The following is a 21,137-nucleotide window of genomic DNA, read 5'->3' as shown; positions in this document are numbered from 1 at the left end:
TCATAGGTGCGCTCTCACAACCGTGGTCGTCGGGTATCCGGGGTTCAGGAGATCCCGAACTCCCGGTCGATGAGGTCCAGGAGCTGGTCGTCGGTGGCCCCGTCCAGGTCGGGGCCGCCCGTCCCGGGCCCGGCCTCGACGCGGCGCAGCAGGCCGCGCAGCCGCTCGGAGAGCTCCCGGCGGACGTCGCCGGGGACGGGTCCGCCGGACTGGGCCGCGGAGACCGCGGTCTCCAGCCGGGCGAGTTCGTCCAGGACCGGCGGCCGGGGCGGCGTGTCGCGCGCGTCGAGCAGGCCGAGCAGGTGGTCGGCCAGGGCGGCCGGGGTGGACCGGTCCAGGACCACCGTCACCGGCAGGTCGATCCCGGTCAGCTCGACGAGGCGGTTGCGCAGGCGGACCGCGCCCAGCGAGCTGCCGCCCGCGTCGAGGAAGCCGCGCAGGGGTTCGACGGCGCCCGGCCCGTCGTGGCCCAAGATGGCGGCGGCCTCGGCCCGCACCAGGTCGAGGACGGCGCGGGAGCGCTCGGCCGGGGCCGCCCCCCGGGGCGGGGCCCAGGCCTCCTCCGCGGGCCCGGCGGCGGACGCGGGCTCGGCCGCGGCGGTCACGGGTGCGGCCGCGGCGGTGCGGGCGCGCCAGTAGCGGCGGCGCTGGAAGGCGTAGGTGGGCAGGTCGACCAGGCGCGCGCCGTCGCCGAACACCGCGGACCAGTCGGGCGCCGCGCCGTACGCGAACGCCTCGGCCAGGGCGAGCCGGAACCGGTCGGTGCCGCCCTCGTCCCGGCGCAGGGTGGAGACCACGGCGGTGTCGCGGACCCCCTGGGCCTCGGCGGTCTCCGCGAGGGCGGAGCCGAGCAGCGGGTGCGGGCCGACCTCGATGAACAGGTCGTGCCCGGTGGCGATGAGGGCCTTGGCGGTGTCGTGGAAGCGGACGGGCTCGGCGAGGTTGCGGTACCAGTAGTCGGCGTCCAGCTCCCCCTCCCCCGCGGGGGCGCCGGTGAGGCAGGAGTAGAAGGGGACCTCGCCCGCCCGGGAGGAGACCCCGGCCAGGTCCGCGCGGACGCGTTCGCGCAGCCGGGCCACGTGCGGGGTGTGCGAGGCGTAGTCCACCGCGATGCGGCGGGCCCGCACGCCCCGCTCCTCGTACTCCTTGACCAGGCACGCGACGTCCTCGGGCTGCCCGGCGACGACGGTGGAGGCGGGGCCGTTGACGACGGCGACGTGCAGGTCGGCCCCGCGCCCGGCCAGGTCGGCGCGGACCCGGTCCTCCGGCAGGGCGACCGAGGCCATGGCTCCGGTGCCGGACAGGTCCAGGACCGCGCGGCTGCGCAGCGCCACCACGGCGGCGCCGTCCTCCAGGGACAGCAGGCCGGCCGCGCAGGCGGCGGCGACCTCGCCCTGGGAGTGGCCCACGACCGCGTCGGGGCGGACGCCGTGGGCGCTCCACATCCCGGCGAGCGCGACCATGACCGCCCACAGCACGGGCTGGACGACGTCGACCCGCTCCAGGGAGGGCGCTCCGGGCTCGCGGCGCAGCACCGCGGTCAGCGACCAGTCGGTGTGGGGCGCCAGGGCCCGCTCGCAGTCGGCGATGGTCCCGGCGAACACCGGGGACGCGGTGAGCAGGTCCGCGGCCATGTCGGCCCACTGCCCGCCCTGTCCGGGGAACACCCAGACGACGCGGCGGTCGGGGCGGGCCCGGCCGGTGACGGCGGCGGGGTCGGGCCGGCGCTCCGCCAGGGCCGACAGCGACGCGGCCAGGGAGTCGCGGTCGTGGCCGGTGGCGACCGCGCGGTGGTCGAAGGCGGTGCGCGAGACCGCCAGGCTCCAGCCGACGTCGACCGGGTCGGCGGCGGGGTCGGCGGTGATCCGGTCGTGCAGCCGGGCGGCCTGCTCGGCGAGGGCGGCGGGGCCGCGGGCCGACAGCGGCCACAGGACCAGGCCGGGGCCGGCCTCCCGCCCGCCGGTCGGCGCGTCCGCCTCCGCCTCCGCCGGCGCCTGCTCGACGACTACGTGGGCGTTGGTGCCGCTCATCCCGAAGGAGGACACGGCGGCGCGGCGCGGCGCTTCCCCGGCCGGCCAGGACCGGGAGCGGTCCACCAGGCGCACGGTGCCCGCGGACCAGTCCACGTGCGAGGTGGGCTCGTCCGCGTGCAGGGTGCGCGGCAGCACGCCGTGGCGCAGGGCCAGGACCAGTTTGATGAGGCCGGAGATCCCGGCGGCGGCCTGCGCGTGCCCCAGGTTGGACTTGAGCGAGCCCAGCCAGAGCGGGCGGTCGGGGGTGTGCGCCCGCCCGTAGGCGGCGATGAGCGCCTGGGCCTCGATGGGGTCCCCCAGAGCGGTGCCGGTGCCGTGCGCCTCGACGAGGTCGATGTCGGCGGGGGTGAGGCGGGCGTCGGCCAGGGCGGCGCGGATGACCCGCTCCTGGGCGGGTCCGTTGGGGGCGGTGAGCCCGTTGGAGGCCCCGTCCTGGTTGACGGCGCTGCCCCGGATCACGGCGAGCACGGGGTGCCCGGCGCGGCGCGCGTCGGAGAGCCGCTCCAGGACGACCATCCCGGCGCCCTCGGAGAACCCGGCGCCGTCGGCCCCGGCGCCGAACGCCTTGCAGCGGCCGTCGGAGGCCAGCCCGCGCAGGTGCGTGAACTCGGTGAGGATGCCGGGCCGGGCCATGACGGTGGCCCCGCCCGCGAGTGCAAGGGAACACTCGCCCGCACGCAGCGCCCGCACGGCCAGATGCACGGCCACCAGAGAGGACGAGCAGGCGGTGTCGATCGTGACCGCAGGGCCGGTCAGGCCCAGGGTGTAGGACAGGCGGCCGGAGGCGACGCTGGTGGTGGTCCCGCTGACCGCGAACCCGTCGTCGGGCGCCTCGGCCAGGGAGGGGCCGTACTCCTGGGCGATGGCGCCCACGTAGACGCCCGCGTCCGTGCCGGAGAGGGAGCCCGGGGGGATCCCGGCGCGCTCCAGGGACTCCCACGCGACCTCCAGCAGCAGCCGCTGCTGCGGTTCCATCGCCTCCGCCTCGCGGGGGGAGATCCCGAAGAAGGCCGGGTCGAAGTCCGCCGCGTCGTCGAGGAACGCCCCCTGGGACATGGCCGACCGGGGGCCGCCCGCGTCGCCGCCGAGCAGGGAGTCCAGGTCCCAGCCGCGGTCGGCGGGCAGGGGGCCCAGCACCTCGTCCCCGCGTTCGAGCAGCTCCCACAGGGCGCCGGGGGTGTCGATGCCGCCGGGCAGCCGGCAGCCCAGGCCGACCACGGCGACGGGCTCGGGCGCCCGGTTCAGCTGCTCCTGGAGTCGCTCGTTCTTCTTCAGCGCCGAGCGCAGGGCCGCGACGAGTTTGGCGTTCTGCTCGCTATCGGTGGCCATCAGCGGTCTCCTGTTCGCCTTCGGTGGGGGACCCGTCGTCGTCCTCGCCCAGGGCGAGGTCCAGGAGTCCCTCCACGTCCAGGCCGTCGATACGGCTGTCCTCGACGGCGTCGTCGTCAGAGGTCTCGGTGGGCGGCGCGTGGTCGTCCGGCGCCTCGGGCCAGAGCGCGGCGGCGACGTGTCGGGCCAGGGCGCGGGGGGTGGGGTGGTCGAACACCACGGTGGCGGGCAGCCGCAGCCCGCAGGCGGCGCCCACGCGGTTGCGCAGCTCGACCCCGGTCAGGGAGTCCAGTCCCAGCTCCCGGAAGGGGCTGTCCGCGGGCACCCGTGCGGCCTCCTCGACGCCCCGGCCGAGCACGACCGCGGTGTGCTCGCGCACCGCCGCGAGGAGGACGCGCTCGCGTTCGGCCCCGGGGAGCCCGGCCAGGCGGTCCGCGGCCAGCGGGGGCCCGGCGGCCTCCGGTCCCGTCCCCGCCCCGTCGCGGGGGCCGGCCAGCCCGCTCAGGATCGGCAGGTCGGGCCCGTGGACGAGGTCGAGCAGGGCGGGCGCGAGCACGGCCCGGTCCAGGTAGAGGGCGGCGTCCATCCGGGCGAGGGCGCGGTCGGTGGCCATGGGCAGCAGCCCGCCCCGGCTCAGCGCGTCCAGGTCGCCGTCGCCGAGGTGGCCGGTCATCCCGCTGCTCTCGCCCCACAGGCCCCAGGCCAGGGACAGGGCGGGCAGGCCGCGCTGGCGGCGGTGGTGGGCGAGCGCGTCGCAGAACACGTTGGCCGCCGCGTAGTTGGCCTGGCCCGGGGAGCCCAGGGTCCCGGTGATCGAGGAGAACAGCAGGAACGTCCCCAGGTCGTGTCCGGCGGTCAGCTCGTGCAGGTTCCAGGCGGCGTCGGCCTTGGGGCGCAGGACCGCCTCCACCTTGGCGGGGTCCAGGGAGAGCACGGTGGCGTCGTCCAAAACCCCGGCGGTGTGCACCACGGCGCCGAGCGGCCGGTCCAGCGACCCGAGCAGGCGGGCCAGCGAGGCGCGGTCGGCGGCGTCGCAGGCGTGCACTTCGACCCGGGCGCCCAGGGCGCGCAGCTCCTCGGTCCGGGCGTCCTGGCCCCGGGCCCCGGCGCCGCTGCGGCTGAGCAGGACCAGGTCGCGCACCCCGTACCAGGTGGCGAGGTGCCGGGCCACCCGGTGGCCCAGGGTGCCGGTGCCCCCCGTGATGAGGACGGCGGCGCCCTCGGGGAAGGGCGCGGGCACGCGGAGCACCGTCTTGCCGGTGGTCTCGCCGCGCTGGAGCGCGCGGAAGGCCTCGCGGGCGTCGCGGATGTCGTGGACGCCCACCGGCAGGGGGCGCAGGGCCCCGGACGCGAAGAGCTCCATGATCCGGTCGAGCATCTGCCCGATCCGCTCCGGGGCCACCTCGGGCAGGACGAACGACTGGTAGCCGCGGCCGGGGTGGGCCGCGGCGACCTCGGACTCCTCGCGGACGTCGGTGCGCCCCATCTCCACGAACCGGCCGCCGGCGCCCGCGCCGTCGCCGGGCGCGCGCAGCAGGCGCAGGGAGGCGTCCACGAACTCCCCGCTGAGGGAGTTGAGGACGACGTCGAAGCCGCGGCCCCCGTTGGCGGCGCGCAGGGACGCCTCGAAGTCCAGGGTGCGGGAGGAGGACAGGTGGTCCCCGGGGACCCCGTACTCGACGGCCACCTTCCACTTGTGCGGGCTGGCGGTGCCGAACACCTTGGCGCCCATGTGGCGGGCGAGCTGGACGGCGGCCAGTCCCACCCCGCCCGCGGCGGCGTGGACCAGGACGCTCTCCCCCGGCCGGACCGCGGCGATGTCGACCAGGGCGTGGTAGGCGGTGAGGAAGACGACGGGGACGGCGGCGGCCTCCTCGAAGGTCCACCCCTCGGGGATGCGGGCGATCCGCCTGCGGTCGGCGACGGCCACCGGTCCGAAGGCCGACCGGAACATGCCGGCGACCCGGTCGCCGGGGGCCAGGTCGGTGACCCCGGGCCCGACCTCCAGGACGGTCCCGGCGCCCTCCAGGCCGATGCCGTGCTCGTCGGGGACCATGCCGAGGGTGACCACGACGTCGCGGAAGTTGACCCCGGCGGCGCGGACGGCGACCCGGACCTGGTGCTCGCCCAGCGGCGAGGCAGCCTCGGGGGCGGGCAGCGGGGTGAGCGCGTCCACGGAGCCCGGGGAGGGCGCGGCGAGCCGCCACAGCGGACCGGGCGGGACGAGCGCGCCCTCGTCGGCGGCGGACACCAGGCGGGGCACCAGGACCCGGCCCGAGCGCAGCGCGATCCGGGGCTCGCCCAGTTCCGCGACGCGGGAGAGGACCCGGTGGGACTCCTCCGAGCCGTCGGAGTCCACGATCACGAGCCGGTCCGGGTGCTCGCGCTGGGCCGAGCTCAGCAGGCCCCACACGGAGGAGGCGGCCAGTCCGCTGAGGCGGTCGTCGGGTCGGGTGACCACCGACCGCCAGGTGACCAGGACCAGGCGGGCCCCCGCGGTGCGGCCGTCGGAGAGCCAGGTGCGGAGCGAGGCCAGGGCCGACTCCAGCCCATCGCGGACGGCGGCGGGCACCGACCCCTGCTCGGCGTAGACGGCGCGGGCGGGCAGTTCGGCGTAGACGACGTCGGGGACCGGGCCCTGGGCCGGCAGCCCGTCCAGGGACGGCAGGTCCGTGGGGACCGCGCCGTCCGTCCCGGGGCCGTCGATCTCCTGCCAGTCCACCCGGTACAGGTCGGGCTCCTCGTCGGGTTCGCCGGGCAGCGCGGCGAGGTCCACGGGGCGCAGGACCAGCTCGTCGACGGTCAGCACCGGGGCGCCGGTGCCGTCTGCGGCGGTGAGCCGGTAGCGGTCGCCGTCCACGTGCTCCAGGAGGGTGCGCAGCACGCGGGCCGGCCGCTGCGCCGGGGTCGCGCGGACCCCGCTCCACGCGAACGGGACCAGCGGGGCTCCGCCGTGGGAGCCGTGGAGCAGCACCGCGTGCAGGGCGGCGTCGAACAGGGCCGGATGCGGCCCGGTGAAGGGCCCGGCGCCGGGGCCGTCGGGCAGGGCGGTCTCGGCGAGCAGGGCGCCGTCGACCCGGCGCCACACCCGGCGCAGGCCGCGAAAGACCGGGCCGTAGGCGTAGCCGCGGCGCAGCAGCCCGGCGTAGGCCTCCCCCTCGTCGAACCCGGCGTCCACGACGCCCTCCCCCGGCCAGTCGGCGGGGACGGTGGCGGGGATCTCCCGCTCCGGCGCGCCGCGGCCCGCGGGGGGCGCGTCCGGGAGGGCCGCGGCCAGGGCCCCCGAGGCGTGGCGGACCCATGGCCCGCCGGAGGCGCGGGCGTGGACCGTGAGCGGCCGGTGGCCGTCGGCGTCCGGGGCGGAGACCGTGACCTGGAGGTCGACGGTGCCCGCCCGCGGGAGCAGGATCGGGCTCTCCAGGGTGAGGTCGGCGATCCGGGGGGCCCCGGTGCGGGCTCCGGCGTGCAGGGCCAGCTCCACCAGGGCGGTGCCGGGCAGCAGGACCCGGTCGAGCAGCCGGTGGTCGGCGGTCCAGGCCTGTGCGCCGACGCCGACCGAACCGGTGAACACGGTGTCGCCGCCGACCAGTTCCAGGCCCGCGTCCAGCAGCGGGGCTCCGGCCGGTGCGGCGGCCCCGGACGCGGGAGCGGGCTCCACCCAGTGGCGGCGCCGCTGGAAGGGCCGGTCCGGCAGGCGCACCGGGGCGCCCTCGTCGGCGACGCCCTCCAGGATCAGGTGGGCGTTGGTGCCGCTGATGCCGAACGAGGACACCGCGGCGCGGCGGGGGCGGCCGGTGTCGGGCCAGGGCTCGTTCGCGGTGAGCAGCCGCACGCCGCTCCCCTCCCACTCCACGGCCGGGGTGGGGGTGTCGGCGTGCAGGGTGCGGGGCAGCCGGCCGTGGCGCAGTGCCTGGACGGTCTTGATCACCCCGGCCACGCCGGCGGCGGCCTGGGAGTGGCCGATGTTGGACTTGAGCGATCCCAGCCGCAGCGGTTCGTCGCGGTCGGGGCCGTAGACGGAGATGAGGGCGCCCGCCTCGATCGGGTCGCCCAGGCGGGTCCCGGTGCCGTGCGCCTCCACGGCGTCCACCTCGCCCGGCCGGAGCCCGGCGGTGGCCAGGGCCTGGCGCAGGACGCGCTCCTGGGCGACGGGGTTGGGGGCGGTGAGCCCGTTGGAGGCCCCGTCGGAGTTGACCGCGCCTCCCCGGAGCAGCGCCAGGACGGGGCGCCCGGCGCGGCGGGCGCAGGAGAGGCGCTCCAGGAGGAGCACGCCGGCCCCCTCGGCCCAGGCGGTGCCGTCGGCGCCCGCGCCGAACGCGCGGCAGCGGCCGTCGGCGGACAGCCCGCGCTGGGCGGAGAACTCCAGGAACATGCCCGGGGTGGCCATGACGGTGACGCCCCCGGCCAGCGCCATGGCGCATTCGTTGCGGCGCAGCGACTCGGCGGCCTGGTGGATCGCCACGAGGGACGAGGAGCAGGCGGTGTCGACGGTCAGCGCCGGTCCGTGCAGGCCCAGCACGTAGGAGATGCGGCCGGAGGCGACGCCGGCGGTGGAGCCGGTGAGGCGGTATCCGCCGTCGCCGTCCCGGGCCGGGTCGGCGAGCCGGGGGCCGTAGTCGGAGGCCATGGCGCCCACGAACACACCCACGGAGGAGCCCCGCAGGTCGTCGGCGGTGAGGCCGGCCCGGTGCACGGCCTCCCAGGAGGTCTCCAGCAGCAGGCGCTGCTGGGGGTCCATCGCGTCGGCCTCGCGGCGGGAGATCCCGAAGAAGTCGGCGTCGAAGAGGTCGGCGTCGTAGAGGAACCCGCCCCGCCGGGTGTAGGTGCGCCCGGGGGTGCCGGGCTCGGGGTGGTAGAGCGCGTCGGTGTCCCAGAAGCGGTTGTCGGGGAAGTCGCCGGTGGCGTCCGTCCCCTCCTCCACCAGGCGCCACAGCTCCTCGGGGGAGTCCGCCCCGCCGGGCAGCCGGCAGGCCATCGCGGTGATGGCGATCGGGTCGTCCTCGACCGCGGCGGGACGGGCCGCGGGAGGCTCCGGCACGGGTTCGGGGACCGGCCGGGGGGCGGCGGCCGGGGCGGTGCCCCCGCCCACGGTGACCTCGTCCCGGCCCAGCTCGCCGGCGAGGAACCGGGCCAGCGCCGCCGGGGTGGGCAGCTCGAACAGGGCGGTGTCGCCCAGGCGCACCCCCGTGGCCCGGTCCAGGGCGTCGCGCAGCTCCAGCATCATGATCGAGTCGAAGCCCAGGTCGCGGAACGCGCGCCGCTCCTCACCCGGCGCCAGGGCCCCGCGGGACAGCACCCGGGCGGCCTTCTCCGACACCAGTTCCAGCACCGGTGCCGTGCGCTCGGGCGACGCCCGCACCTCCTCCGGGGCGGCCGACCAGTCGACGGCCGCGCCGGTGCGGGCGCCGGTGGCGTTGTCGGGCCAGAACCGGCGGCGCTGGAACCGGTAGGAGGGCAGGTCGGTGCGGCGCGCCCCGGTGCCCTCGAACAGGCGCGGCCAGTCGACGTCCACCCCGGCGGTGAAGGCGCGCGCCGCCGAGTTCAGCAGCTGCGCCTGGTCGCCCTCGCCGCGGCGCAGGGTCTTGAGGACGTGCCCGGACACCCCCGCCCGGTCCAGCGACCCGCGCAGGCCGTGCGCGAGCACCGGGTGCGGGCCGACCTCCAGGAACACCCGGTGGCCGTCGCCGACCAGGGCGTCGACGGCGTCGGAGAACCGCACGGGGTTGCGCAGTCCGGCGTACCAGTAGTCGGCGTCCAGCGCCAGGTCGCCGAGTTCGGCCCCGGTGAGCGTGGAGTAGAAGGGGACGTCGGGGACGCGCCACCGGACCCGGCCCAGCGCCCGGGCGACGCGGTCGCGGATGCGCTCCACGTGCGGGGAGTGCGAGGCGTAGTCCACGTCGACGAGCGCGGCGTGCACCCCCCGGTCCGCGCAGTGCTCGACGGCGTCGCGCACGGCGCGCGGGGAGCCCGACACCACGACGGAGTCGGGTCCGTTGACGACGGCGACGTGCAGGTCGGGAAGGGTGCGGGCGAGTTCCACGGCCTCCTCGACAGGGATGCCCAGGGAGGCCATGCCGCCGCTGCCCGCGAGCCCGGTCAGGGCCTGGCTGCGCAGCGCCACGATCCGGGCGGCCTCGTCGACGGTCAGGGCGCCGGCCACGCAGGCCGCGGCCAGTTCGCCCTGGGAGTGGCCGATGACCGCCGCCGGGCGCACGCCCAGCGCGCCCCACACCTGGGCGAGGGAGACCATGACGGCCCACAGCACCGGCTGGATGACGTCGGCCCGCGCCCGGGGGCCGGTGACCGCGGGGGCCTGGGGCTCCCCGCGCAGCACCGAGGACAGGGACCAGTCGATGTAGGGTCCGAGCGCGCGCTCGCACTCTCCGACCCGGGCGGCGAACACCTCGGCCAGGGCTCCGTCGGAGTCCAGCAGGTCGCGGCCCATGCCGATCCACTGGCCGCCCTGTCCGGGGAAGACCAGGACCGGCCCGGGGTCGCCCGCGGAGGCGGCGCCCTCGGGACGGACCGACTCCAGTTCGCGGGCGCCGCCGTCGCCGGGGGCGAACACCACCGCGCGGTGCTCGAACACGTCGCGGGTGGTGGCCAGGGAGAAGCCGATGTCGCGGGCGGTGAGGCCGGGGTGGGCGCTCACGTGCGCGTGCAGGGCGGAGGCCTGGTCGCGCAGGGCCTCCTCCGAGCGCGCCGACAGGACCCACGGCACGGGGTCGAGGGCGCGCGCGGCCGTCGCCTCCGCGGCCCGGCGCCCGGCGGGCGCGGGCCCCAGCACGAGGTGGCAGTTGGTGCCGCCCATGCCGAAGGAGGAGACCCCGGCCAGCGGCGCGCGGCCGGGCCAGGGTTCACGGCGGGTCTGCACGGCCAGGCCCAGGGCGTCCAGGTCGATGCCGGGCGCGGGTTCGGTGAAGTTCAGGGTGGGCGGGATCTGCTGGTGCTCCAGGGCGAGGACGGTCTTGACCAGGCCGACGATCCCCGCGGCGCCCTCCAGGTGCCCCACGTTGGTCTTGGCCGACCCGACGCGCAGCGGCTCCCGCCGGCCGGCCGCGAAGACCTCGCCCAGGGCTGCCGCCTCCACCGGGTCGCCGGTGGGGGTGCCGGTGCCGTGCAGCTCGACGTAGCCGACCCGGTCGGAGCGCTTGCCCGCGTCGGCGTGCGCGGCGCGGATGACCTCGGCCTGTCCCCGGACGGTGGGCCGGGTGAGGAAGGAGTCGCCGCCGACGTGGTTGACGGCGCCCCCGTGGACGACGGCGTGGATCCGGTCCCCGTCGTCCAGGGCCCGGCCGAGCGGCTTGAGGAGGACGACGGCGCCGCCCTCGCCGCGCACGTACCCGTTGGCCCCGGCGTCGAAGGTGCGGATCCGGGCGTCGGGCGACAGACCGCCGAAGCGGGCGACCTGTTCGGTGCTCTCGGGGACGAGGATGAGGTTGACCCCGCCGGCCAGGGCGATCTCGCTCTCGCCCCGGCGCAGGCTCTCCATCGCCAGGTGCACGCCGACCAGGGCGGAGGACTGGCCCGAGTCCACGGTGAGGCTGGGGCCGCGCACCCCCAGGAAGTGGGAGACCCGGTTGGCGATCATGCCCCGGTGGGTGCCGGTGAGGGTGTGGTGGGTGATCGCCCCGGCACCGCCCCGGTCGTGCAGGAGGGCGTAGTCGGAGCCGATGGCGGCGAGGAAGACGCCCACGCGCGCGTCGCGCAGGGCGCCGGGGGCCGTGCGGGAGTTCTCGATCGCCTCGCGGCCGAGTTCGAGCATGAGCCGCTGCTGGGGGTCCATCGCCAGCGCCTCGCGCGGGGAGATCCCGAAGAAGTCGGCGTCGAAGTACTCTGCGTCGTGGAGGTACCCGCCCCAGCGGGGACCGCGCTCGGGGGAGCCGCCGCCGAGGCGCTCGGGCGGGGCGGCGATGGCCTCGCGGCCCTCGCCGAGCAGCCGCCAGAAGGCGTCGGGGGTGCCCGCCCCGGGAAGCCGGCAGGAGATGCCGACGACCGCGATGGGCTCCCGGGGGCCGGGGGCAGGGGTTCCGGTCGGTCCGCCGTGCATCGTCGCCCTTCCCTTTCGACTGCCCTAGCCTGACCCGAGCATGCCCCCGTCCTGGGACGTTGCCCGTGCATGTGCACGAGAACGCCGATATGGGCGTGACGAAATTCGGACATTGGGCAACACCAGAACCCACAGTCTCAGAGATTCACGGCAACTACCCCACGGAACAGCATTCAGGGTCAAACAGGAACCAACCTGAAGGAGGGTAACGCTTGCTCACGAGCACTGACAACAGTGGGGGCTTTTTCGGACAAGGGAACTCGGCCCCTGGCGTGCGGAGTTAATGAGGGCCTCCCTTTTTCGGCCATGGGAGAAACTCAATGCCCGGGTTTTCGGACAAGGGAAAAGGCCCGGTGCCCGGAGGGCACCGGGCTCTTCCCGTCCCGCTCAGGCGCCGTGGCGCGCCTGGACCTCGGTGACGTAGCGCTGGGCGGCCACCGGGTCGAACATCCAGGTCTTGTAATCGGACGGGGAGTCCCATCCCTGGATCCAGCGGTCGGCGACCTCTTCGTACTGGACCGCGGCGGCCAGCATGTTCATGATGTGCTCGGGCAGCGACTGCTCGACCATGGTGGACGCGAACTCCGCCCAGGCCTGGTTGTCCTGTCCGAATTCCCAGAACCGGTCGAAGATCCGGACCATGAACTCCTGGTCGAACGGCTTGTCGCCGTGCTCGATGATGCCCTCCAGGTACGCCTGGGCGCACCGGGTGGAGTTGTTCCAGCTCTGCCCCACGAACGGGTCCATGGTGACCACCACGTCGGCCATGCCGATGGCCAGCCCTCCGGAGGGGAGCCGGCCCACGGGGTTGCGCACCTGCGGCGTCAGGTCCTCGACGATGGTGCTGCGGCCGTCGACCAGCACCGCGTCCTTGGACCGCTCGAAGAACTCGGGCGCGTACTTGCGCATCAGGTCCTTCATCCGGCGCAGCTGCTCCTCCGGACCCGGCCGGTCCGGCCAGGCGTCCATCGGGCCGCCCTTCTTGTCGACCAGCAGCAGGTTGTGGGCGGGGCCCTCCTGGGTGAGGATCGGGACGAGCATGATGTTGCCCGCCTCCTCCGTCACCCCGAACCAGCCGATGTTCTCCGACTCCCCCGGGTTGGGCGGCCACAGGTCGTAGACGTAGGCCTGGGCCAGTGCCCGGGGACGGGTCCCGCTGAACCTGCTGGTGTCGTGGTCGAAGAGCTGGCCCAGCTCCCCGTGGCCGACCGCGACGATGATCAGGTCGAACATCCGGGAGAAGTAGTCGAGGTCGGTCACCGTGACCCCGTGGATCACCACCTTCCCACCCCGGTCCTCGAAGGACTCCAGCCAGTCGGCCATCTTGACCCGGCGGTCGACCGCCACCGAGTAGCCGTTCCCCGGGTGGGAGCGGCCCTTGATCGCCGTGACGGGGTCCCCCTCGCGGAACACCGCCAACTTCTGCTCGCGGATCTGCGGGGAGAGCGCGCTCCAGAAGTCGAGGTCGAACTTGCGCTCGTACTCCAGGGCAGTGGGGAAGGTGAACTGGGAGATCGAGGGCCGACCGGTACGGATCTCCAGCGATGACTGCCCCGTGATCACCGTGACGTCGTAGCCGTGGGTCAGGAGCCCGTGGGCCAGGTGCAGGCCGGCGTGGCCCGCGCCGACGATGAGGATCTTGCGCATGTGTCGCTTACTTTCCTGGGGAATCTACGGGACGACCAGGGGGAGCGTGCCGGGGGCGCCTCCCCGCCCGTCAGGCGACGGGCTCGCTGGCGCGGTTGTGCTCCAGGGCGTACCGGAGCAGGGCCTTGAGGACCTCTCCCCCGGACTGCCGCTGGCGCGCGTCGAAGTCGATGATGGGGACCTCCGGGCTGACCTCCAGGGCCTCGCGCACCTGCTCCGCCGTGTAGTCCAACTGCCCCTCGAAACGGTTCAGCGCAACGATGTAGGGGATGCGCTTGTTCGTCTCGAAGTAGTCGACGGCGTCGAAGGAGTCCGCCAGGCGGCGGCAGTCGACCACGACGACGGCACCGACGGCGCCCCGGACGAGGTCGTCCCACATGAACCAGAACCGCGCCTGGCCCGGTGTGCCGAACATGTACATGACGAGTTCGTCGTCGATGGTGATGCGGCCGAAGTCCATCGCGACGGTGGTGGTCGTCTTGTCGGGGTGATCGAGGTGTCGTCGTGACCGATACTCGCTTCGGTCATGATCGCCTCGGTGGTGACGGGCGGGATCTCGGACACCGAGCGCACCAGAGTCGTCTTGCCGGCGCCGAAGCCTCCGGCGATGACGATCTTGCTCGACATCTTCTTGCGATTGGACCGCTTGTCACTGGAAAAGTCGTTCGAGACCACGAAGAGCCCTCTCCAGAACCTGGTTTTCCGATGGACTGCTGCCGGTGATGGTCGGGTGGATGTACACCAGGTCCTGTTCGGCCAGGTCGCTGACCAGAACCTGGGTGACACCCAGGGGGATGTTCAATTCGGCCGAGATCTCGGCCAACGACCGGGTCTCCCGGCACAGCTTGTAAATACTGATCGACTCCGGCATGAGGGTGCCAGGGGGCTCCTGCCCGGGCTCGGAAGTCGAGACCAGGGTCTGCACCATCAGCGGATGCCGTGACCGCGTCCGCCCACCGGTGAAGGTGAACGGGCGAACGCGGTTACTCCTTCGCCTGCGGAAGCTCATTGACGTGGCAACCTCATTCCTGCCGAACCGTAACGGGTCACCGTCGTCAGTTCTGGATGACTTCGCGCAGCTGCGAGCGCAGCTGCGGCGTGAGCACGTGGGCGACGTTCTCGACGAGCTTGGCCATCTGGAAGCCCACGATCTTCAACTCGGTCCCGGGAGCGGTCAGCACCGCCATGCAGGAGCCGTCGCTGATCGCCATGATGAACAGGTGTCCGTGGTTGAAGCGCACGAGCAGCTGCTCGCACTCCCCGCGCTGGAACAGGCTCGCCCCGCCCACGGCCAGGCTGTGCAGGCCGCTGGCGATGGCGGCGAGCTGCTCGGCGTGCTCCTCCGGGAAGTCGCTGGAGTGGGTGAGGACCAGGCCGTCGGAGGAGACCACGACGGCGTGCTCGACACCGCGCACGTCGCGCACGAACCGGTCGATGAGCCACGAGAAGTTCTCAACACTGTCGTTCACGGGTTCAGTCATGCTCTACCTGCCTCGGCCGAGTGTCTTAGGGGTTCGGGGGATCTGCGCGCGCACCGGGGTGCGCACACCGGGGGCTCGGCCGCTCATTCCTCGGCCTTCCCGCCCGTGTCGTCCGTGGAGCCGTCCAGTTCCTCGCCCTCGAGGGCGGCGCGCTCGCCTTCGAGGAAGTCTCCCAGTTCGTCCCGGATCTGTTCGGCCCGGGCCTCTCCGGTGAGCTTGGGGGGCGTGTCCGTGCGCGACGAGGAGGACCCTTTGGAGTCGGGGCGCGGCATCATGCGCAGCGGGGAGCCGTGCGGGGTGGCACTGCGCCGGGGGAGCCCGGCGGAGGTCACCGAGGAGGTGCCCTTGCCCGGAGCGGTCGAGCCGGCCTGGGGGGAGCCGTTGGCCGGCGCGGTGGCCGGGGGGGCGGGGGCCGGGCGCACGGCGGCGGCGGGGACCGAGGAGGTCGGGACCGTGGACGTGCGCGTCTGCCCCGGGGTCCGCGGCGTGGCCACACGCAACAGCTCCTTGGGGACGATCACGTAGGCGCTCACCCCGCGGAAGGCGCGGGATTCGAGCTTGGCCGCCAGGCCGTGCTTCTTGGCGATCCGGCTGGCCACGTAGAGGCCCATGTGCCGGGGCGCCTCCTCGTCGAGCAGCGGCTCGCCGGAGAGCCGCTCGTTGAGCTCCACCAGCTGCTTGTCGGGGATGCCCACGCCCTCGTCCTCGACGACGATCATGAGGTTCCCGTCGTCCAGGCTCTGGCCGCTGATGACCACCTGGGAGTGCTCGGGCGAGTTGGCGGTGGCGTTGTCCAGCAGCTCGGCCAGCAGGTGGCTGATGTCGTCGGCGGCCATACCGGTGATGGACGTCTGCGGGAGCTTGCCCAGCTTGACCCTGGGGTAGTCCTTGATCTCGGAGACCGCGGCGCGGGCCACGTCGAGCAGCGGGACGATCTCGTCGTGGGCGTCGGACTCGCCGCCGTCGTGTCCGGTGAGCACCAGGAAGTTCTCCCCGTTGCGCCGCATCCGGGTCGCGAAGTTGTCGATCTGGAAGAGCTTGTCGAGCAGGTCGGGGTCCTGTGCGTCGGACTCCAGCTCCTCGACCATCTCCAGCAGGGCGTCGACGAGGGAGAGGTCGCGCATGGCCAGGCCCGCGAGCGCCTCGTTGAGCAGGCCCTTGCCGTCCTCGCGCACCGGCGGGACGATCGGGGCCGGCGGGGGCGCCGCCTCCGGCTCGGCCGGAGCCGCGACCGCCTCGGGCGCCGGGGCGGCCTCGGCCTCGGCGACGGTCTCCGCCTCGGCGGCGTCCTCCTCCGCGGCGGGCGCCTCCTCCTGCGGCTCGGCCCGGGTCAGCGCCTTGCCGTCCTCGCGGACCTCGGTGGCCGACGCCTGCTCCGCGAACAGGGTGGCGGCGGCGTCCGCCGCGACGACCTGCGGGGGCTGTCCGGCGGTGAACACGATGACGTGCTGGACCGGCTGGCCGTAGGGGTTCGCCTGGCCCGGGTAAAACACCGGCTGGCCCTGCACCACGTAGCCGGGCGGCTGGAAGGGCGCCGGGTAGACGTTGGGGTAGGGCATCGGCTGCGGCATTGGTGCCGGGTACACGGGGTACGGGTAGGCCATCGGCGGCTGCGGCTGCGGGTAGGGGTAGTCGGCCCGCGGCGGCGCGGGCGGCGGCGTCCGGTAGTCCTCCGGCATCGGGGCGCGCGGGTCCTGGCCGTAGGCGCCCGGGTGGCCGCGGTCGGCGTAGGGGTCGCGGTGGTCCGCCCGCGGGTCGCGCGGCGGGTACGGGTCCCGGTAGTGGTCCTCCCGGGGGGCGGGGTCGCGGCGCGGGACGTCGTAGCGGTGCCCGTCGGAGCGCCGGCCGTACTCGGGCGCGGGGCCCCGGTCGGCGTACCCGTTGTCGTAGGGCCCCCGGCGCTGCGCGGAGGCCTCGTACCGGTCGGCCCGGTCGGCCCGGTCGGCCTCGGCCCGCTGGGCGCGCCAGGCCTCCTGGCGGTGGCGTCCGTCGGCGGACGCCGGGTCGGCCGGCGGGCGCTGGTCGCGGTAGGAGGGGGCTCCCTCCGGAAGGCGGCCGCGGCGGTCGCCGCGCGCGGGCTCGGGCAGCGGGGACTCCGGCGTTGCGGATGTCGGGGTGTGTGACACAGGGGCCTCGAATCGCTCCGTCTGGGGGGGCTCCGGCGCTCCACCGCCGGGGGGCGGTGCCGGTTCCTCGGACGCGGGCGGGGTCTGGTGCACCGGGGCCTCCTCCTCGGACGCGGTGTGCTCTGTCGGAGCGGTGACTTCGGGCGTGCTGCGCGGCTCGGGCTCGTCGAGGCCGGCGCCGCGCCATTGACCGACGGGGGTGGCGTCGGGGGCGACCTCGTCGACCTCGACGCGTCGGACCGTGGTGTAGGGATTGGGGGCACCGGTACGGAGGGTCGGCCGGTAACCGTTCTCGGCGGAGCCGGAGAAGGGGCCGACGGGCCGTTCCACCGAGGGGACGTCCGCGGGGGCGCTCTCGCCTCCGCCCGCCGTCGTCTCCCCGTTCACGGGGGAGGCGGTGTGCCGACCGCCGTCCCGGTCCGCGGGGCGGCCGGGTTCCTGCGAGTGCGGATGCACGGGCTGATGCACGGGATTTCCTTGCTCGGTCTCCATGGAGCGGGTTTCCTGGATACGAACCATACGATAGATGGCCCTACGGAAACGCCCCTCACGCCTGACTGCGGGCTCCTCCTCCGTCGACGCCTTCGCCCCGTCCGCGGGGGATCGGGGAACGGAGCCGTCTGCCGGCGGCGGCGCCTCTGCCACTGTGTCGTCTCCTCGCCTCGGGTGGGCGGTCCGGCCCCGCACGGGCGGGGCGGGGATGGCGCCCCATTCCGGAGACAAGCACCCACGGCCCGCACAATTCCTGCACTTCCACCGGTAATCGTCGTTCGGTTCGCCAGACTAACAAAGGTGGACCCGGTTGGCAGAAGAATCAGAGAAGCACCGAAAAAGGATCCCGAACGCCCCCTATGACCAGCGCCGACCAGGGATCGGACCGTCCTCGGGAAACGAAAAGTTGCTTGGATTTATTGTGATTTGCCCACCTTGGGACCATAGTCGCTTTCCGGCCAGTGTCCCCACGAAACACAGGCCCCGCAGGGCCCGGGTTCACGTACCCGCGGCATTGACGAGAGCCACACGGTTCCCCCAGGGCTGAACATTCTCATACACCTCCTGATGGGCCTCCCCTATCCTGTCGAACCCCACCACCGAGGTCACGCACGGGTCCAGCAGTCCGCCCTGTACCAGGCCGATCACGGCGCGGCAGTCCGCGGTCGAGGCGAAGTGGGACCCCTGGAGCCTCTTGAGGCGCATCCACAGGAAGCGCAGGTCGATCTCGGAGCGGTACCCCGAGGTCGCGCCGCAGGTCACGACCATCCCCTCGTTGTCGCAGAGGTAGAGGGAGGTGGGCAGGGTGTCGGCGCCGCTGTGCTCGAAGACGATCCGGGGGTTGCGCCGCTCCCCCAGGACCTCCCAGAAACGGCGCCCGAAGGCGCGCACCCCGGAGAGCCAGGAGGCGTGGGCCACCGGGTCCTCCTCGTCCGGCATCCTCCCCCAGTGGTCGAAATCCGTGCGCAGGATCACTCCGGCGGCCCCCAGTTCGCGGCACACCCGCGCCCTCTCCTCGCTGGAGACCACCGCCACGGCACGGCCGCCGGCGTTGCGGACCAGTTGGACCGCGAAGGCGCCCAGGCCCCCCGCCCCGCCCCAGACGAGGACCGGGTCTCCGGGGCGGACGGTGTGGGGGTGCCAGCCGAAAAGCTGGCGGTGGGCCGTGGCCGCGGTCGCCAGGAAGCCCCCGGCGACCTCCCAGGACATGTCCGGCGGCTTGGGGTGGCACTGCACGTCCCGCACCAGGCAGAACTGGCCGAAGGAACCGTGGTTGGACTCGTAGCCCCAGGCCCGCATGCTCTGCGAGGCGGCCGGGTCCCGGCCGGTGCGGATGTCGTCCGCGCGCTCGTCCCAGTCCCCCGGGGAGAGGATGACGTGGTCTCCCACCTCCACCCCGCGCACCCCCGGTCCCACCGCCCAGACGATGCCGGCGCCGTCGGAGCCGCCGACGTGGTAGTCCTCGGCCTCCCCGGCCTTGCGGCGCAGGGCGACGACGTCGGCCGGCCTGCCCAGCGAGGCCCACACGTTGTTGTAGTTGATGCCCGCGGTCATCGTGTAGACGAGGACGCGGCCGGGTCCGACGCGGGGCACCGGGACGATCTCGCGGGCGAAGGCCCCGCGGGGCTCCCCGTAGCGCTCGGGGCGGATGGCCATGGCGTGCATGCGGGCCGGCACGTGCCCCTGCGGCGGGAGCTCGCCGAGGTCGTAGAGGTCCTTGAGCTCTCTGGGCATGGCGGGGGAGGCCTTCCACATTCGGGACCAGGGATGCGGAACCGGAGCGGCGGCGCCGGCGCGGGGCGGCGAGCCCTCGGCGCCCACCGAGAGTATCCCCGAAATACGCGCCTTCGGGCTCCAGGCCCCTTTCGTGACCAACGTCGGGACTTTGGTCCCGGTGTTCCGTGTGAACCGAAACGGGGCGGACCCGGTGAGGGGTCCGCCCCGGGTGCCCCGGAGGCCACTCCCGCCTCCGGCGACCCCGCTACTCCACCGGCCTCAGGTCACCCTGGATGAGGGACAGCATGACGTGGTTGTCCATGTAGATCTGGTTCTGCGCCGCCGGGTGGTCGTCGTCGAACCCGGCCACCCGGACGCCCTCCAGCGCGGGGGCGAGGTATTTGTATGTCCAGATCGGGATGCGCGGCAGCAGCTCGTTGAAGACGATCGCCATCGTCTTGAGCGCCTCGGTCTGCTCCTCCTCGGTGGGCGCGGTCTTGGCGACCTCCACCAGCGCCTCCAGGTCCACCTCGCCCTGGCTGGGGCTGTCGACCACCAGGTCGAAGGCCTGTCCCGGGGTCTCGCCGGTGCGCGCGTTCTCCACCAGGAAGTTCATCTGGAAGGCGCCCCAGTAGGACGGGATCTCGGGGTTGCCCCAGTGGCGGACGGCGACCTCGAAGTCGCCTGCCGACCAGATGCCCCACGGGTTGTCCGCGGGGACGTTGGAGGCCGTGGTCCTGATGCCGAAGTCGTTCCAGGCCTCCTCGACCTGGGTGGCGGTGAGCTCGAAGTCGCCCCAGCCGACGACGCCGATGACCTCGAAACCCGCCTCCGTGCCGTCGGGCAGCCGCCAGGTGCCGTCCTGCTTGGTCCACCCGGCCTCCTCCAGCAGCTCGGCCGCCCGGTCGTGGTCCAGGTCGTAGGTCTCGAACTCCGCCAGCTCCTGGGCGGTGAAGACCTGTTCGGCCTGGAGGTCCACCAGGCCCGCGTAGTACTCGACGCCGCTGTAGGCCTCGCCGCGCGCGACCCGGCCGATCTGGTCGCCGTCCAGCAGGTGGGCCAGCGCCTTGCGGACGCGCACGTCCTTCAGCTCCGGCTTCCTCTGGTAGTTGAACATCAGGCCGCAGCCGTCGTAGCCGGGGTGCTCGACCGAGCGCAGGCCCTCCACGCCCTCGAACGCCTGCTGGTCGGCGGCCGAGGTGGCCAGTGTGGAGTAGTCGATCTCGCCCTGCTGGATGAGCAGGGAGGCCTGCCGGTTGTCCCCCTTGTGGATGACGACCTCGTCGAAGCCGACCTCGGTGCCCTGGTACCCCTCCTCGTTGCGGACCAGGGTGATGCGCGCGTCGGCGATCTGGGCGGGGTCGAACCTGTACGGGCCGCTGCAGACGATCTCGTCGGGGTTGAAGGCGATGAACTCGGAGTTGAACTCCGTGTGTCCCTCGTCGCCCTGGCGGATCCCGTCGGCGACCATCGCGACGGCGCGCTCGCCGAAGTCGCCGTAGGTGGACTTGGAGAAGATGCGGTGCTTGACGACCTGGAGCTCGATGCCGGGGAAGGGGTTGTCGAAGCGGGCCCGGACTCCGAGGCCGTCCACTTTCTCCAGTTCGGTGATCTGCGGGAACCCGATGGACCAGGACGGCGCCTCCAGGACCCGGATGGCGAAGTTCTGGAGCAGGTCGTCGGCGTCGAGGCCGGTACCGTCGCTCCACTTCAGGCCGGGGCGCAGGCTGACGATGAGGTCGTCGCCCTCCCAGGCCGCGTTCTCCACGAGCAGGTAGTCCCACTCGTGGGTCTCCCAGTTGTAGAACGCTCCCGAGGGCAGGAACAGGTCCGCGTACACGGAGTTCATGAGCAGCGCGCCGTCCTCCACGGCCACGTTGCGGGTCTGGGCGTCGATGTCGAAGTCGTAGACGCCGGTGAAGCGGCCGGCGTCGGCGTCGGCGGCGTTGTCGCCGCCGGCGCAGGCCGCCAGGACGTTGGCGCCCGCGACGCCGACCGCGCCGAAGCCGACGGCCTTGAGCAGGCGCCTGCGGTCCAGGTCGCGGAGGAGGGGGGTGCGGGGGGTGGTGGTCATTCCCGGTGCTTCCTTTCGATGAGGACGGCGAGCAGTCCGAGGGAGAGCACGGCCAGGCCGATCACGACGGTGACGGCGCTGATCACGAACTCGGCTGTGCCGGGGGGGTTCAGCAGGGCGGTGAGGCCGGCGGTCAGGGCGAGGAAGGCCCCGGTGAGGAGCCCGAAGCGGCCGATGAGGAGCATCCGC

General features: G+C 74.1%; 9 protein-coding genes and 1 pseudogene. All 10 read right to left on the bottom strand.

What is annotated here, in order from left to right:
• Positions 1 to 44: 44 nt before the first annotated feature.
• Positions 45 to 3,362 carry a type I polyketide synthase gene (locus tag BUE45_RS04700; RefSeq protein ID WP_073375564.1) on the bottom strand — a complete coding sequence of 1,106 codons (3,318 nt, stop codon included), beginning with the start codon at positions 3,360 to 3,362 and terminating at the stop codon, positions 45 to 47.
• Positions 3,349 to 11,412, bottom strand: a complete 8,064-nt coding sequence (locus tag BUE45_RS04695) for a type I polyketide synthase (RefSeq protein ID WP_073375562.1) — start codon at positions 11,410 to 11,412, stop codon at positions 3,349 to 3,351. The genes BUE45_RS04700 and BUE45_RS04695 overlap by 14 nt, the downstream gene beginning before the upstream one ends.
• Positions 11,413 to 11,799: 387 nt before the next feature.
• On the bottom strand, positions 11,800 to 13,059 hold the full coding sequence (locus BUE45_RS04690) for a styrene monooxygenase/indole monooxygenase family protein (RefSeq protein ID WP_073375560.1): 1,260 nt from the start codon (positions 13,057 to 13,059) through the stop codon (positions 11,800 to 11,802).
• Positions 13,060 to 13,129: 70 nt separating this feature from the next.
• Positions 13,130 to 13,686: pseudogene (locus BUE45_RS04685) on the bottom strand (GTP-binding protein).
• A 22-nt stretch (positions 13,687 to 13,708) separates the two neighbouring features.
• Positions 13,709 to 14,068: a DUF742 domain-containing protein gene (locus BUE45_RS04680; RefSeq protein WP_073375558.1), complete on the bottom strand. Its 360-nt coding sequence runs from the start codon at positions 14,066 to 14,068 to the stop codon at positions 13,709 to 13,711.
• Between the two features lie 46 nt (positions 14,069 to 14,114).
• Positions 14,115 to 14,540, bottom strand: coding sequence for a roadblock/LC7 domain-containing protein (locus BUE45_RS04675; protein ID WP_073375556.1), 426 nt, complete (start codon positions 14,538 to 14,540; stop codon positions 14,115 to 14,117).
• An 83-nt stretch (positions 14,541 to 14,623) separates the two neighbouring features.
• Positions 14,624 to 17,134, bottom strand: coding sequence for an ATP-binding protein (locus BUE45_RS04670; RefSeq protein WP_245832804.1), 2,511 nt, complete (start codon positions 17,132 to 17,134; stop codon positions 14,624 to 14,626).
• 522 nt (positions 17,135 to 17,656) lie between these two features.
• Positions 17,657 to 18,892 carry a crotonyl-CoA carboxylase/reductase gene (gene ccrA, locus BUE45_RS04665; protein WP_073375552.1) on the bottom strand — a complete coding sequence of 412 codons (1,236 nt, stop codon included), beginning with the start codon at positions 18,890 to 18,892 and terminating at the stop codon, positions 17,657 to 17,659.
• Positions 18,893 to 19,139: 247 nt separating this feature from the next.
• Positions 19,140 to 20,948, bottom strand: coding sequence for an ABC transporter substrate-binding protein (locus BUE45_RS04660; RefSeq protein ID WP_073375550.1), 1,809 nt, complete (start codon positions 20,946 to 20,948; stop codon positions 19,140 to 19,142).
• Positions 20,945 to 21,133, bottom strand: coding sequence for a hypothetical protein (locus tag BUE45_RS04655; RefSeq protein WP_073375548.1), 189 nt, complete (start codon positions 21,131 to 21,133; stop codon positions 20,945 to 20,947). The genes BUE45_RS04660 and BUE45_RS04655 overlap by 4 nt, the downstream gene beginning before the upstream one ends.
• Positions 21,134 to 21,137 lie beyond the last annotated feature (4 nt).

Source organism: Nocardiopsis flavescens (assembly GCF_900141985.1).
GTDB classification, from domain to species: domain Bacteria; phylum Actinomycetota; class Actinomycetes; order Streptosporangiales; family Streptosporangiaceae; genus Nocardiopsis; species Nocardiopsis flavescens.
This window is presented reverse-complemented; position numbering and strand designations above follow the sequence as displayed.